The sequence below is a fragment of the Streptomyces sp. NPDC056948 genome, assembly GCF_042674225.1.
Taxonomy (GTDB): domain Bacteria; phylum Actinomycetota; class Actinomycetes; order Streptomycetales; family Streptomycetaceae; genus Streptomyces; species Streptomyces purpurascens.
Map to the genome: position 1 here is coordinate 1 of NZ_JBHUQX010000040.1, position 13,312 is coordinate 13,312.

Genomic DNA, 13,312 nt, shown 5'->3' on the forward strand with positions numbered 1-13,312 from the left:
GTCTTGGCCCAGCCGCTCAGGGCGTCGTCACGGAAGATGTCGACGATGACGCGGAACAGCAGGAAGATCCACATGACCCACAGGAAGATCCACATGATCGTCCAGAAGGCCCCGAGGACCGGGTAGTCGTAGGCCAGGTTCACATAGCTGCCCATCGCTTCTCCCACGGACGAGGAACCAGCGCTTTTTGGCGCTTTTTTCCTACTTGTCAACATTAACGAGGGTGGCCGGGCGGCGCATGGCGTCGCCCTACTGCGACCTCAGCAGAGTCGGCGCGCGGAACTCCCCGAGCCCCGTGACCAGGTCCCGGTCCAGCCAGTAGCGGCGCGGCTCCGCGAGCATGACGGCCACGCTGGCCGCGGTGATGCCGGGGATCCTCGCCAACTCGCCGTCGACGAAGCGGGCCAGGGCGGAGCGGTCGGCGACCAGGCCGGTGGCGAGTACGGACATGTCGCTGGCGACATGCGCGACGAGGCGGGTCTGGGGGAGCAGGTCGATGCGGCGCATGACCTCGGGGGTCTCGCCGGGGGCGACGCGCAGGCGCAGCATGAACGGGGTCTCGAAGCCGAGCCACTCGGAGACGATCTCCAGGCGCGGCTTGACCCAGCGTTCGTCCAGGACCCGGCGCACGACGCGGTGCGCGGTGGAGGTGGCCAGGCCCGCGGCACGGGCGACGCTCGCGGCGGAGGCGCGGCCGTCCTGGATCAGCAGGGCGACGATCGTGCGCTCGGCCTCGCTGAGGGGCTTGGCGGGGGGTGTCGCGGTCGCGGTGCCCTCCGGATGCGCGCCGGTCAGCTTCAGCAGGCCGGCCCGCTCGGTGCCGGTCAGAAACTGCGGGTCCCATGTGATGCCCCGGCGCAGGGTGCTGAGCGCGGGCAGGGCGTTGACGCGGCGTACGCCGGGGACCGAGAACATCCGGTCGATCGCCTCGCTGGTGGCCGCCTCGGAGGGGGCGTGGACGACGGCGTAGAGGGGATAGTCGCCGGAGATCTGCGCCAGGAGCTGTAGGTGGGGGAGGTCACGTAGCCGGTCCAGGACAGCCAGCGGAGTTTCGCCGGTAATGTCCAGAAACACGTGAATCGGCATCGCGGTGGAGTGCACGCCCCAGTCGGCCTGCCCGATCACGCGGATCATCCGGGCCTCGTGCAGCCGGTCGAAGCGGCGCCTCAGCGTGCCGGCGTCGGCGGACAGGATCCCGCCGATGTCGTCCCAGGTGGCCCGGGGCGCCAGGTGCAGCGCCCCGATCAGGCGCCGGTCGAGCTCGTCGAGGAGAGGGCGGGTCATGGTGCCCCACCTTAGACTGCGGGCGCACTGCCGATTATTCCCACTGTTACACGCGGGGGCTAGAGAATCTCTCACTCTGGTGCCATGGTTTGCGGAAACGTCCCCCACGCGTTTCCGTCTGTTCCCCACGCAGCATCCCGGACCCCCTCTCCCGAATGCACGAAGAGGTACCCATGAGTGCCACCGCCACCGAGCCCCAGCCCACCGAGCCCCCTTCGAGAGCCCTGCGTGCCGCGTTCCGCGCCTTCGCGGCGATCGAGAAGGTCGGCAACAAGCTGCCCAACCCGTTCTGGCTGTTCTGGATCCTCGCCGGGGTCGTGATCGTCCTCAGCGCGATCCTGGCGGCGGCAGGTGTCAGCACCGTGCACCCCGGAACGCACGACACCATCGAGGTGCGGAGCCTGCTCAGCAAGGCGGGGCTGACGACGATGGTCGAGGGGGCCGTCGAGAACTTCGCGACCTTCCCGCCGCTGGCCACCATCCTCATCGTCGGCTTCGGCATTGCCGTCGCCCAGGCGAGCGGCCTGTTCACGACCCTGCTGCGCCGCATGGTCGCGCGGGTGCCGGGCAAGTACCTCACCTTCGCGCTGTCGATGACGGCGATGGTCGCGCATGTCGCCGGTGACGCCGCGTACGTCACGCTCATCCCGCTGGGCGCGCTCATCTTCCGCGCGGCCGGCCGCAGCCCCGTCCTGGGCTGCATCGTCGCCTACGTCTCCATCTCCGCCGGCTACGACGCCTCACCGTCCCTCACCACGACCGACGTGCTGCTGTCGTCGATCTCGACGGCCGCCGCCCACACCATCGACCCCGACTACGTCGTCACCCCGGTGGCGAACTACTTCTTCGGCCTCGCCTCGTCCGTCCTGGTCGCCCTGGTCATCACGCTCGTCGTCGAGAAGGTCATCGCCAAGCGCTCGGACCTGGACCCCGACGATCCGGTCAAGGCGCTGACCGCCGAGGAACTGAAGGCGATCGAGGTCACCCCGGAGCAGCGCCGCGCCCTGCGGACGACCGGCCTGACGGCGCTCGGCTTCATGGCGGTCCTGGCGGCGGCCATGATCCCGGCGAACTCTCCGCTGCGCGGCGCACACGGCTCCCTCGTCGAGTCCCCGGTGATCTCCGGCATGTCGATCGTGCTGTTCCTGTTCTTCTCCCTGCTCGGCTGCGTCTACGGCCGTATGACGGGAACCTTCCGCGCGGCGAACGACATCGTCGACGCGCTGGTCGAGGGCACCCGCGCCTTCGCCCCGATCCTCGTCCTGTTCTTCGCGATCTCCCAGTTCCTCGCGTACTTCAAGTGGACGAACATCGGCAACGTCATCGCCATCGAGGGCGCCGAGACGCTGAAGGACATGCACCTCGGCGGCTGGACCGTGCTGGTCGGCATCGCCGTACTGATCACCTTCATGAACCTGGTCATCACCAGCGGCTCCGCCCTGTGGGCGCTGGCCGCCCCGGTGCTCATCCCGATGCTGATGCTGATCGGCATCAAGCCCGAGACCACGCAGGCCGTCTACCGGGTCGCCGACTCCGTCACCAACTGCGTCACCCCGATGAGCCCCTACTTCGCCATGTGCCTCGGCTTCATCCAGCAGCACAAGAAGTCCGCCGGCATCGGCACGCTGGCCTCCTTCACCATCCCCATCGCCGCCGTCGTCTGGATCGTCTGGGTCGCCTTCTTCGTGGCCTGGTACCTGCTCGGCATCCCCTTCGGCGTCGGCTGACCCGCCCCTTCGGCAGCCCGCACGACACCGTCGTACGAGACGTGCGACAGACACGAGAAAGCCGGTCATGACCACATCGTCACCCGCACCCGCCGCCGTCACCGCCCGCGCCCAGGAGGTCTCGTCGGAGATCGTCACCGACATCCTCGCCCTCGTCCGTCAGGAGACCGGAAGCCACGACCTGCCGGGGCTCGCCGCGGGCCTGGACCTCCTGCGCGAACTGGCCGTCCACAGGCTGGGGAAGCCCGACCGCGAGCAGCGGTACGACGGCGGCGAGTGCGGTGACACCCTCACCCTGACGTACCACGGCACCGGGCCCGGGCACGTCGCCCTCGTCGGCCACTACGACACCGTGTGGCCGACCGGGACGCTCGCCGGATGGGAGCAGCCGCCGGCCGGACCCGACGGCCGGGGGAAGCTCAGCGGGCCCGGCATCTTCGACATGAAGACCGGCCTGGCGCAGGGCATCTGGGCCCTGAAGCTGGCCCGCGAGACCGGAACGCCCCTGCCCACCGTCACCTTCCTCTTCAACGGCGACGAGGAGATCGGCTCCCTCTCCTCCCGCCCGGTGATCGAGGAGACCGCCCGGAAGGCCGACGCCACGCTGGTCCTGGAGCCCACCGCCCACGGCGCGGTCAAGACCGCCCGCAAGGGCTCCGGGATCTTCAAGGTCACCGCCACCGGGGTCGAGGCGCACGCCGGTCTTGCGCCGCAGAACGGGGCGAGCGCGATCACCGCGCTGTCCGAGTTCGTCCTCGCCGCGGAGAGGATCGCCCGCCCCGAGAAGGGCACGACCATCAACACCGGCCTGATCAGCGGCGGCTCGGCCACCAACGTCGTCGCCGGTCGGGCCACCGCCAGCGTCGACATCCGGGTCAGCAGCGAGCCCGAACAGGACCGCGTGGACGCCGAGTTCGCCGCCATCGAGGTCAGCGACCCCCGTGTACGCATCGAGGTCGACCATGCCTGGAACCGGCCGCCCATGACCTTGAACGCCGCCTCCGCCCCGCTCCTCGCCCTCGCCCGCGACGTCGCCCGCGCACAGGGCCGCGCCGACCTTCCCACCGCCGCCGTCGGCGGTGCCAGCGACGCCAATTTCGTCGCGGCCCTCGGCCTGCCGGTCCTGTGCGGCATGGGCGCGATCGGCGACGGTGCCCACGCCCAGGGCGAGTTCATCCACCCCGACACGGTGCCCGCCCAGACGGCCCTGGTCGCCGGCCTGCTGGCCCGGCTGACGGAGCCGCCGCGCGGCTGAACGCGGCGGGCGGGGGTAGTCGGGTCCGGCAAGGTTCCTTCGTACGGAAGTGATGCCCGCCCATGGCCGAGACACGAGACGTCGTCGAACTCATCCTCCAGGACCACAGAAGGATGGAGGATCTCTTCCATCTGATGCGCAGCGTCGAAGCCGACCGGGCGGCCGCCCTGCGGGAGTTCGCCGACCTGCTGATCGCACACGCGCTGGCGGAGGAGTCGAAGGTGTACCCCGCCCTCAAGCGCTACAAGAAGATCGACGACGACGAGCTCGAACACGGCGAGGAGGAGCACAAGGAGGGCAACAAGGCGCTCCTCGAACTCCTGGAGGTCGACGAGGTCGGCTCCGCCGAGTGGGACGAGAAGCTGGAAGAGCTCGTGAAGGCCATCACCCACCACACCGACGAGGAAGAGCGCACCATCCTCAACGGAGCCCGCGAGAACGTCGCCATGGACCGCCGGGAGGAACTGGGCGGGGCGTTCCTGGCGGAACGGGAGCGCCGGCTGAAGGAAGGCTGCGGGGCCGCGGAGAACGTGCGCCGGATCGTCGGCTCCTGACCGCGACTCGGCCGCTGCCCGAAGCACTCGGCCCCGGGCTGTGCCTGGTCGATCAGTCCGCAAGGAAGAGCCGGCACGTTTCTCCCGGCTGGACGCTGACCGCGCGGTCGGGCAGCTCGATGTCGATCGGCATCAGGTCGGACGGCGGCACGGCGATCTCCAGTTGTCCGCTCGTCAGCCGCAGCTTGATGCCCCAGTGGCCCTGGTAGCTGATGGAGAAGCCGTACGAGGACAGCTCGGGCAGCGGAACGGGGTCCAGCCACAGCGCTCCGGAGCGGGTCTCCAGGCCGGTCAGACCTCGCTGGACGAGGTCGAGGGTGCCGGCCATGGCGCCCAGGTGGATGCCCTCGCCGGTGGTGCCGCCCTGCAGGTCGGCGATGTCGCCGCGCAGAGCTTCCTGGCAGAACGTCCATGCCTCGGCGCGTCGGCAACGGGCCAGGACCCAGCCGTGGACCAGGCCGCTGAGGGTGGAGCCGTGACTGGTGCGGCCCAGGTAGTAGTCGACCGTCCGCCGCCAGGTTCCCTCGTCCAGCGCGTGGCCCAACCGGCCGAAGAGCCCCTGGAGTTCGGCCGGCGAGAAGAGATAGCCGAGCATGAGCACATCGGCCTGCTTCGACGCCTTGTAGCGATTGACCGTGTCCCCCTCCGCCTCCAGGATCCGGTCCAGGCGCCGGATGTCGTCGTAGCGCTTGCGATAGTCGTCCCAGTCGAGTTCCGGCAGGTCGCCGTAGCCCTCGAACTGGCTGATGACTCCGTCGTGGAAGGGCACGTGAAGGGTCCGCGAGACGTCCTCCCAGCGGTCCGGTTCGCTGTCGTCCAGAGCTGTGCGTTCGACGAGTTCACGGCGGCGGGGTTCAGGCAGCGTGCGCAGCACCTCCAGGGTGCGGGTGAGGACCCAGGCGGCCATGACATTGGTGTACGCGTTGTCGTCCAGGCCGGGCCTCTCGGCGCCGGGGTAGGCCTCGTGGTACTCGTCGGGGCCGACCACGCCCCGGATGCGGTGCCGTCCGAGGTGCTCGTCCCAGGCAGCCGAGTCGGCCCAGAAGCGCGCGATGTGCAGCAGCATCTCGGCGCCCTTGGTGTGCAGGAACTCGGCGTCTCCGCTCGCCTCGCAGTACTGCCACACGTTGTAGGCGATCGCCGATCCGACGTGGTGCTGAAGGTGGGTGTGGTCGGGCAGCCAGCGGCCCGAGCGCGGGTTGAGGTGCAGTTGCTGGGTCTCCTCGCGTCCGTCGCTGCCGCTCTGCCACGGATACAGCGCGCCACGCCGGCCGATGGCTCGAGCCGCGACGCGGGCCCGGTCCAGGCGCCGGTGGCGGTAGCGGAGCAGGGCGCGGGACACCTCGGGGAAGTGCAGGTTCAGATACGGCAGCACGAACAACTCGTCCCAGAAGACGTGCCCGCGGTAGGCCTCGCCGTGCAGTCCGCGGGCCGCGACGCCCACGTCCAGGTCGGCGGTGTGCGGGGAGAGGGTCTGGAGCACGTGGAACAGGTGCAGGCGCAGGATCTGGCCCGCTTCCCCGGGGACGTCGAGTTCGGCCCGGCGCCACAGTTGGTTCCAGGCGGTGCGGTGGGATGCCAGGAGGTCGTCGAAACCCGGTGCCGCGCTCACCCGGTCCACCGTTGCCCGAAGCGGGTCACTGATCGCGGGGTCGCGCGAGGTGTGCAGGGCGATGGTCTTGTCGACGGTGGCGGTGCGGCCGGGCGTCAGGGCCGGCACGAGGCGCTGAACGGCGCGCGACGGTTCGTGCGCGTCCGTGACCGGTGCCCCGGCCGTCAGCCGGCAGGCCATGCCGATGCGGATGTCCGAGGAGCGGGTCCGGCAGCGCAGCCACACCGTGCCGGGCGTCGCCGTACCGGTGTGCACATGGGTCAGGTGGCGACCGTCCAGGTCCCGGTAGCGCGGCACCCCGGCATTGGTGACGCCGCCGTCGAGCGCCGCCTCGACCTCCAGCTCGCCGGTGAAGCCCTCGGCGGTGAACTCGGTGCGCAGCGCCGCGAGGTGCGGATCGGCCATGTGCACCAGTCGCTGCTGCCGTACGGACAGCGCGTGCCCCTCACCGAGGGCGTACCGGGTGCGGCGCTCCAGCACTCCCGAGTCCAGGTGGAGGGCCTGACCGTGTTCCAGAACGGTCCCCGTATCGGGGGTGAGCCACTCCCCGTCCGCGAGCCGGAAGCGCAGCGGGAGCCAGTCGGGGACGTTGACCAGGTCCTCGTTCTCGACCTGGCGTCCCGAGACCTCGGAGGCGAGCCGGTTGTAGCAGCCGGCGATGTACGTGCCCGGATAGTGGATGTCGTCCGCCGCGCATTCGGGCAGCGCCCCGCGGGTGGCGAAGTAGCCGTTGCCCAGGGTGCACAGCGACTCCCTCAGCCGCTCGTCCCCAGGACGGTAGCCCTCGTATTCCCAGGTCCCGTCGTGCTCCCGCGTCCGGTCCGTCACGAGGCTGTCTCCTCTGCGAAAAGGGCGGCGAGGCCCGACGCTCTCCCATTCTCGCCTCGCCGGGCCCGCCGCGCTCTTCGGCGCGGGCGCGCTCAGACCCGCTGAGGCACGACCGCCACGGGGCACCGGGCATGGTGCAGCAGTGTGTGGGCCACCCTGCCGAGCTGGAGCCCGAAGTGGCCCTGCCGGCGCTGCGCTCCGACGATCACGAGGTCGGCCGCGGCCGACAGGTGCACCAGCACCTTGCGGGCGGGGCCCTCCGGCGTCGTACGGCGCACCCGGACGCCCGGGTGTTCGGCCATCGCGTCACGGAGCAGTTCAACGAGCTCGGTGCGGGCCCGCTCCTCGTGGTACCGGTCGGGTGCCTCGGCCAGCGCGGCCGTGTCGTCGGCCTCCTGTGCGGGGCAGCGCCAGGCCCGGACCACGTCGAGCGCGCACCCTCGGGCCTCGGCCTCACGGAAGGCGAACCGGACGGCTTCCGCGCTCGTCGCGGGGTCTCCGGCGCCGAGAAGGATCCGCTCGTGGGTACCGGCGAGCCCGGCCTTGTCGCCCCGTACCACGACGACCGGACAGTGGGCGCGGGCCGCGACCGCCAGGCCCACGGAGCCGAGCAGCATTCCCTTCAGGCCGCCGCGGCCTCGCGATCCGGTGATCAGGGCGGTGGCGTTGTTGCCCTCGTGCAGGAGCGAGTCCGCCGCTTCGGCCAGGAGGACGTCGGTGGACACCTTCACGTCGGGGTTGCGCCGCCCGGCACGCTCCGCGGCGGAGGCGACGATGTGGTCGGCCGGCACCTGCCCTGCCGGGCGGTCCGGACCGACGGCCGGTGTGATGCCCTCGTACCGCTCCCAGAGGGACGCATGGACCAGCCGCACCGGAAGACCGTGCAGGGCGGCTTCGTCCACCGCCCAGTCGACCGCCGGCAGGCTGCCGTCCGATCCGTCGACACCCACGATCAGGGGCAGTTCCATGGTCATCGTTCCCACCGCCTCGTCAGTGGGCAGCCGGCAGATCCACTCTCACCGTCGCACCCGCGGAGGCCGCACGCGAGGGGCCGACCGGCCCCCGGCCAGGTCCGGGCGGCCCGTGGTGGCCCGCGGCGGTCCGGCACACCCTGTAATCAGTAAACCCCCCGCAGGACGGCCGAAGGGAGTCGGAGCGATGACCTCCACCACCAACCTGGCCGTGGCTCTCCCGGCCGCGCAGCGCGAACGGCTGATGCGCATCGCCCGCGAGGTGTCCTTCGACGCGGGTGCACGCCTTTTCGAGGAAGGCCGGCGTGCCGACCGGTTCTGGATCGTGCGGACGGGGACCGTCGCGCTCGACCTCCATGTCCCGGGCCGGCGGGCCGCTGTCGTCGCCTCCCTGGGGCAGGGCGAACTCGTCGGCTGGTCGTGGCACTTCCCGCCGCACGTGTGGCACCTGGGCGGAGAGGCGATGAGCCCGGTGCGGGCCTTCGAGTTCGACGCGGAAGCCGTGCGGGCGATGTGCGCCCAGGACGCCGGGTTCGGCCGCGCGATCGCGGTCTGGGTCGGCCGCGCGGTCGCCGACCGGCTGCATGCGTCGCGAGTCCGGTTGCTCGATCTGTACGCCCCGTACGGCAGCGGGAGCCCGGCATGAGCGATGTGTCACGGCCTGCCCCGTCCTCGTCTCCTCGTCGGCCCTCTCGGGTCAGACCGTGATCCGGCGCCCGGTGACGCCGACGGGCTCGATGCACAGCCACAGCTCGCGCCGGCCACCGGCCCACGGCGTGCTGAACACCTGCTTCTCGAGGCGGGCCGCCTCGTCCGGATCCGTCACAGCCCTGGCGGGGCCGCGTGCCAGCACGCTCCAGCCCTCGCTGAACGCCTCGTCGATACGGTCGACCTCGAAGGCGACCCGATGACCGGCCGCTTCCGCGGGTGCTGTTCCCGGATCGGTGCGGAACACGATCTCACCGTCGACGACGCTGTAGTTGACCGGCACGACGACCGGTCCGGAGGCCGTGGCCACGGCGAGACGTCCCACGCCGTGCGTCGAGAGCAGGGAGCGGCACTCCGCCTCGGTCAGCTCCGTGAACCGGGGGGTTCGGGAAGCCCGGCCGAGGCCGGGCGGCAGCTCGACGTCGCCGCCGGTCAGGTGCCACACCGTGGTCTGCAACGCGCCTGCCAGCCGGAGCAGCGTGCCCGCGCCCGGGTCCGCGGCCGGCCGCTCCTCCAGGTACTGGACGTAGGCCGGAGCCATGCCCGCCCGAGTGGCCGTCTCCTGCCGGGTCAGGCCGAGTTCCGTACGGCGCTGAGTGATCCGCCGCCCGAGATCGCCCATCGGGCGCCCTTGCACAGCGTGCGACGAGGCCTGTTCGGTCATGGCCCTTCACCTCTCTCCTTCGTCAGGCCGCCCTCACGGGGACCATCTCCTCGTGCTGCTCCTCGCCCAGCACGACCTTGAGCGCACCGGTGTCCGCGGCCCGGCCGAAGACGTCGTACGCCTCCTCCATGCGGGTCAGCGGGAAGATGTGCGTGACCAACTGCCCGGTGGGCAGCCGCCCGGCGGCGGCCATCCGGAGCAGCGTGGGGGTGGAGTACGTGTCCACCAGGCCCGTGGTGATGGTGACGTTCTTGATCCACAGGTCTTCCAGGTGCAGGGCCGCGGGCTTCCCGTGCACGCCGACGTTGGCCACGTGCCCGCCCGGCCGCACCATGCGCGTGCACAGCTCGAACGTCTCCGGGACGCCCACGGCCTCGACGACCACATCGGCGCCCAGCCCGTCGGTGAGGTCCGAGACCAGCAGCTCGGGGCCTTCCCGGGCGTCCGCCACCGCGTCCGCGCCCAGCCGCTTGGCCGCGTCCAGCCGCGCGGCGGCCGGATCCACGGCGACGATCCGCTCCGGAGCGAACAGCCGGGCGGTCGCGATGGCCGCGAGCCCGATGGGGCCGGCGCCCACGACGGCGACGGTGTCCCCGGGCCGGACGTGTCCGTTGAGCACGCCCACCTCGTACCCGGTCGGGAAGATGTCGGCCAGCAGCACGGCGTCCTTGCTGTCCAGGGCGCTGGGCAGGGGGTGCACGGACAGGTCGGCGTACGGCACACGGACGTACTCGGCCTGGGTGCCGTCGATCAGGTGGCCCAGGATCCAGCCTCCGCCGCCCCGGCACTGGCCGTACATGCTCTCGCGGCAGTAGCGGCAGCGGCCGCAGGCGGTGATGCAGGAGACCAGGACCCGGTCTCCCGGCCGCACGCTGCCCACGTCACCGCCGATGTCGACGACCTCACCGACCGCCTCGTGCCCCAGCACCGTGCCGGGGCGCACCTCGGGAACGTCGCCTTTGAGGATGTGCAGGTCCGTTCCGCAGATGGTGACGGCGTCCACCCGCACGATGGCGTCGGTCGGCTCCTTGATGCCGGGGTCCGGGACGTCCTCCCAGGCGGACTGTCCGGGGCCGTGGAAGACGTAGCCCTTCATGGCACTGCCACCTTTCCGGTATGGGCGCGATGCCGGTATTGCACCGCCATTCAAGCTTGGCGCGGGCCGGCGGGAGGCGCTTGGGCCGGTCGGCCCTATCACGGATCCGTCCTTCTTCACCGACTGCACCGGGCTCGGGATCCTGTGCCGGGCGCCGCGGGAGTCAGCCCGCCAGCTCGTGAGCGATCCGCGCCGCCCACGCCTCGATCCGCTCGAAGTCGCGGAAGTCCCCGCCCTTCCCGTTACGGAGAATCATCCGCGCGACCCAGCCCTTCGCGCCCTCCTCCAGGCAGCCTCCGAAGGTGACGTGCTCCCTCGCGTCGAGCCGCACCATGGCCCTCTTCACGCCGGGCACGGGCGGGATGTCCCGCTCCGAGGCCGAGGGGTCGAGCGGGCCGCTGCTGAAGAACCACAGGGGGCGTTCGGCCAGGGCCTTGCCATGACGCCGGACGAAGCGCCGGGCGTCCTTGTGCCAGCGGCCGGCGTACAGCCCGCCGCCGACCACGACAGCGTCGTACGACTCCGTGGTCGCCACGGCCCGGGCGGGACGCGCCTCGGCCGTCAGTCCGTCCTTGCGCAGAATCTCCGCGACGGTCTCGGCGATCTCCGCCGTGGAGCCGTTCGTCGTTCCGTAGGCGACCAGCACGTTCTTCTCCATGACGGTCCGCCTCCTCTCACGGTTCGCGCGGCCGGTCGCCGGCCACACGCTCGGGTACGACCGCGACCGGGCAGGCCGCGTGATGCAGCACGGCATGCGTGACGCGGCCCGTCTGCGGCCCGATGCGGCCGTGGGGACGCCTGGCGCCCACCACCAGGAGAGCGGCATCGGCCGAGGCGTCGAGCAGTACGGCGCGGGCAGGACCCTCGACGGTCCGTCGGCGCACCTCGACGGCCGGGTATTCCTCGGCCGGCGCATGCAGCCCGGCCTCCAGGGCCTCGACGGCGCGCTGCTCGTGCGCACGGGCGGGTTCACCGGTGAACGGAAGGTGGTCGGTGGTCTCGTACGCGGGGCTGTGCCAGGCCCGTACGGCCTCGAGCGGCGCGGCACGCCGGGCCGCCTCCCGGAAGGCGAAACGCACTGCCGCCGAGTCCGCCCCGTGGTCCGGGACCCCGACCACGATGCGCCGGCACCGAGTCCGGGCCCCGGCCTGGTCGTCGTGGTCACCGCGCACCACGATCACCGGACCGTCGGCGTGCCCTGCCACGGCCAGGCTGACCGAGCCCAGCAGCAGTTCGGCGGCGCCCCCGCGGCCGCGAGACCCCACGACCAGCGCGGAGGCACCGCGCGCCGCGCGACGGAGGACGGGCACCGGCCCCTCGGGCACGACCTCGGTGGCGATCTCCATGCCGGGGACCCGCCTCCGAGCCCGCTCGGCGGCGGCCACCACGAGCACCTCGGTGAGAATCCGCTCCGTCTTTCCCGGCCCCCCGGCGAAGACGGCATGCTCGTAGCGCTCCCACAGCGACGCGTACACCACACGCAGCGGCACCCCGTGCAGCGCGGCCTCGTCGGTCGCCCAGTCCACGGCCCGCAGGCTGGACTCGGAGCCGTCCACACCGACGACGACGGGCGGATTCATGACGTCAGTCGTGCGGCACGACGACGACCGGGGCGGCCGCGTGGTGCAACACCGCGTGCGTGACGGGACCGATGTGCGCCCCGAACGGGCTGCGGCGAACCCGCCGTCCCACGACGACCAGCGACGCCTGGCGAGAGGCGTCGATCAGATGGGCCGCCGCGCCGCCCGAGCGGGACACCTCGACCACCTCGACGGACGGATACTTGTCCCTCCACAGGCGCAGTGCGTCGGTGAGCGCACGGGCTTGCGAACGGACGACCTCGTCGTACCGGTACACGTCGCCGGCGCCCCTGCCGTAGACGAACCATGAGGGCAGGTGCCAGCCGTGCAGGGCCCGTAGGGCGGTCCCGCGCCGGGCGGCCGCGTCGAAGGCGAAGTCGATCACCGTCGCGTCGAGGTGCCCGGTGTCGAGGCCGAGCACGACCGGCCGGTACCGCGTGGCGGCCGACGGAATGCCCGCCGCGTCCTTCTCGTGCTCATCGGCCGCCTGCTCACCGGCCCGGACCAGGACCACGGGACGCTCGGCACGGGCCACCACGGCCAGGCCGACCGAACCCACCAGGAACCCGCCGATGCCGCTCAGACCGCGCGAGCCCAGGACGAGCAGTTCGGCCTCCTTGGCGGCTTCGCCCAGCACCTTGCTCGGGTGGCCGGTCAGGTGCTCGGAGGTCACCTCGACGCCGGGGTGACGCAGACCGACACCTTCCGCGGTTTCGCGGGGAATCTTCTCGCTCCAGTCCTGCCGGGTCTCGACACCCAGTTGTGGGGCCTGCTCGATGGGCTCCGGCGCCGGCTCCCACACATGAAGGATCTTCAACGGCAGCCGGCGCTGCGCCGCCTCGCGGGCAGCCCACTCTGCGGCGGCGCGGCTCTCGGGCGAGCCGTCCAGACCCACGGTGATCGTGCGAGACATGGTCTCCACCTCCGGAGTAGAAGCTCTCGATTCGAGCGTCGCCTCTCCCGGCCGTCGCGGTGGAGGGGCCGTAGGTCCCCTGCCGGGACCGAAGGGCCCTACCGCACGGTCGAAACAGCA

General features: G+C 71.6%; 12 protein-coding genes and 1 pseudogene. 4 read left to right on the top strand and 9 right to left on the bottom strand.

Going from position 1 to position 13,312, the window contains the following annotated elements; translation table 11 throughout:
* Together ACFTZL_RS07700 and ACFTZL_RS07705 are read right to left on the bottom strand one after the other, a co-directional pair.
* A pseudogene (locus tag ACFTZL_RS07700) lies at window positions 1-155 on the bottom strand (SHOCT domain-containing protein); the annotation flags it as partial.
* A gap of 94 nt (window positions 156-249) precedes the next feature.
* Window positions 250-1,284: an Lrp/AsnC family transcriptional regulator gene (locus tag ACFTZL_RS07705; protein ID WP_382579458.1), complete on the bottom strand. Its 1,035-nt coding sequence runs from the start codon at window positions 1,282-1,284 to the stop codon at window positions 250-252.
* Window positions 1,285-1,457: 173 nt separating this feature from the next.
* On the opposite strand from ACFTZL_RS07705, the gene ACFTZL_RS07710 reads away from it, so the two are divergent.
* From ACFTZL_RS07710 to ACFTZL_RS07720, 3 genes are all read left to right on the top strand, one after another.
* Window positions 1,458-3,011 (top strand): AbgT family transporter, encoded by a 1,554-nt coding sequence (locus ACFTZL_RS07710; RefSeq protein ID WP_382579460.1) that lies wholly within the window; start codon window positions 1,458-1,460, stop codon window positions 3,009-3,011.
* A gap of 67 nt (window positions 3,012-3,078) precedes the next feature.
* Window positions 3,079-4,266, top strand: coding sequence for a M20 family metallopeptidase (locus ACFTZL_RS07715; protein ID WP_382579462.1), 1,188 nt, complete (start codon window positions 3,079-3,081; stop codon window positions 4,264-4,266).
* 62 nt (window positions 4,267-4,328) lie between these two features.
* The gene (locus tag ACFTZL_RS07720; protein WP_382579464.1) at window positions 4,329-4,820 is read left to right on the top strand and encodes a hemerythrin domain-containing protein; all 492 of its coding nucleotides are present in this window, start codon (window positions 4,329-4,331) and stop codon (window positions 4,818-4,820) included.
* Window positions 4,821-4,872: 52 nt separating this feature from the next.
* Here the strand turns inward: ACFTZL_RS07720 and ACFTZL_RS07725 are convergent, their stop codons facing one another.
* Together ACFTZL_RS07725 and ACFTZL_RS07730 are read right to left on the bottom strand one after the other, a co-directional pair.
* Window positions 4,873-7,260 carry a glycoside hydrolase family 65 protein gene (locus ACFTZL_RS07725; protein WP_382579466.1) on the bottom strand — a complete coding sequence of 796 codons (2,388 nt, stop codon included), beginning with the start codon at window positions 7,258-7,260 and terminating at the stop codon, window positions 4,873-4,875.
* A gap of 92 nt (window positions 7,261-7,352) precedes the next feature.
* A complete protein-coding gene (locus ACFTZL_RS07730) occupies window positions 7,353-8,228 on the bottom strand; it encodes a universal stress protein (protein ID WP_382579511.1) in 876 nt (291 codons plus the stop codon).
* A 190-nt stretch (window positions 8,229-8,418) separates the two neighbouring features.
* On the opposite strand from ACFTZL_RS07730, the gene ACFTZL_RS07735 reads away from it, so the two are divergent.
* On the top strand, window positions 8,419-8,877 hold the full coding sequence (locus ACFTZL_RS07735; protein ID WP_382579467.1) for a Crp/Fnr family transcriptional regulator: 459 nt from the start codon (window positions 8,419-8,421) through the stop codon (window positions 8,875-8,877).
* A 51-nt stretch (window positions 8,878-8,928) separates the two neighbouring features.
* On the opposite strand, the gene ACFTZL_RS07740 is transcribed toward ACFTZL_RS07735, so the two are convergent.
* The 5 genes from ACFTZL_RS07740 to ACFTZL_RS07760 all read right to left on the bottom strand — a co-directional run bounded on the left by ACFTZL_RS07740 (window position 8,929) and on the right by ACFTZL_RS07760 (window position 13,192).
* Window positions 8,929-9,603 carry a helix-turn-helix domain-containing protein gene (locus tag ACFTZL_RS07740; protein ID WP_382579469.1) on the bottom strand — a complete coding sequence of 225 codons (675 nt, stop codon included), beginning with the start codon at window positions 9,601-9,603 and terminating at the stop codon, window positions 8,929-8,931.
* A 22-nt stretch (window positions 9,604-9,625) separates the two neighbouring features.
* Entirely contained in the window at window positions 9,626-10,699 is a 1,074-nt protein-coding gene (locus ACFTZL_RS07745; RefSeq protein WP_382579471.1) for a zinc-dependent alcohol dehydrogenase family protein, read from the bottom strand.
* Window positions 10,700-10,862: 163 nt separating this feature from the next.
* The gene (locus tag ACFTZL_RS07750) at window positions 10,863-11,357 is read right to left on the bottom strand and encodes a flavodoxin domain-containing protein (RefSeq protein ID WP_382579473.1); all 495 of its coding nucleotides are present in this window, start codon (window positions 11,355-11,357) and stop codon (window positions 10,863-10,865) included.
* A gap of 16 nt (window positions 11,358-11,373) precedes the next feature.
* Window positions 11,374-12,279 (bottom strand): universal stress protein, encoded by a 906-nt coding sequence (locus ACFTZL_RS07755; protein WP_382579475.1) that lies wholly within the window; start codon window positions 12,277-12,279, stop codon window positions 11,374-11,376.
* 4 nt (window positions 12,280-12,283) lie between these two features.
* On the bottom strand, window positions 12,284-13,192 hold the full coding sequence (locus ACFTZL_RS07760; protein WP_382579477.1) for a universal stress protein: 909 nt from the start codon (window positions 13,190-13,192) through the stop codon (window positions 12,284-12,286).
* Window positions 13,193-13,312 lie beyond the last annotated feature (120 nt).

Coding starts and splice junctions, on each gene's coding strand:
- ACFTZL_RS07730 (WP_382579511.1), bottom strand. CDS start 8,228: ATGGAACTGCCCCTGATCGTGGGTGTCGACGGATCGGACGGCAGCCTG.
- ACFTZL_RS07745 (WP_382579471.1), bottom strand. CDS start 10,699: ATGAAGGGCTACGTCTTCCACGGCCCCGGACAGTCCGCCTGGGAGGAC.
- ACFTZL_RS07750 (WP_382579473.1), bottom strand. CDS start 11,357: ATGGAGAAGAACGTGCTGGTCGCCTACGGAACGACGAACGGCTCCACG.
- ACFTZL_RS07740 (WP_382579469.1), bottom strand. CDS start 9,603: ATGACCGAACAGGCCTCGTCGCACGCTGTGCAAGGGCGCCCGATGGGC.
- ACFTZL_RS07715 (WP_382579462.1), top strand. CDS start 3,079: ATGACCACATCGTCACCCGCACCCGCCGCCGTCACCGCCCGCGCCCAG.
- ACFTZL_RS07720 (WP_382579464.1), top strand. CDS start 4,329: ATGGCCGAGACACGAGACGTCGTCGAACTCATCCTCCAGGACCACAGA.
- ACFTZL_RS07705 (WP_382579458.1), bottom strand. CDS start 1,284: ATGACCCGCCCTCTCCTCGACGAGCTCGACCGGCGCCTGATCGGGGCG.
- ACFTZL_RS07755 (WP_382579475.1), bottom strand. CDS start 12,279: ATGAATCCGCCCGTCGTCGTCGGTGTGGACGGCTCCGAGTCCAGCCTG.
- ACFTZL_RS07710 (WP_382579460.1), top strand. CDS start 1,458: ATGAGTGCCACCGCCACCGAGCCCCAGCCCACCGAGCCCCCTTCGAGA.
- ACFTZL_RS07760 (WP_382579477.1), bottom strand. CDS start 13,192: ATGTCTCGCACGATCACCGTGGGTCTGGACGGCTCGCCCGAGAGCCGC.
- ACFTZL_RS07735 (WP_382579467.1), top strand. CDS start 8,419: ATGACCTCCACCACCAACCTGGCCGTGGCTCTCCCGGCCGCGCAGCGC.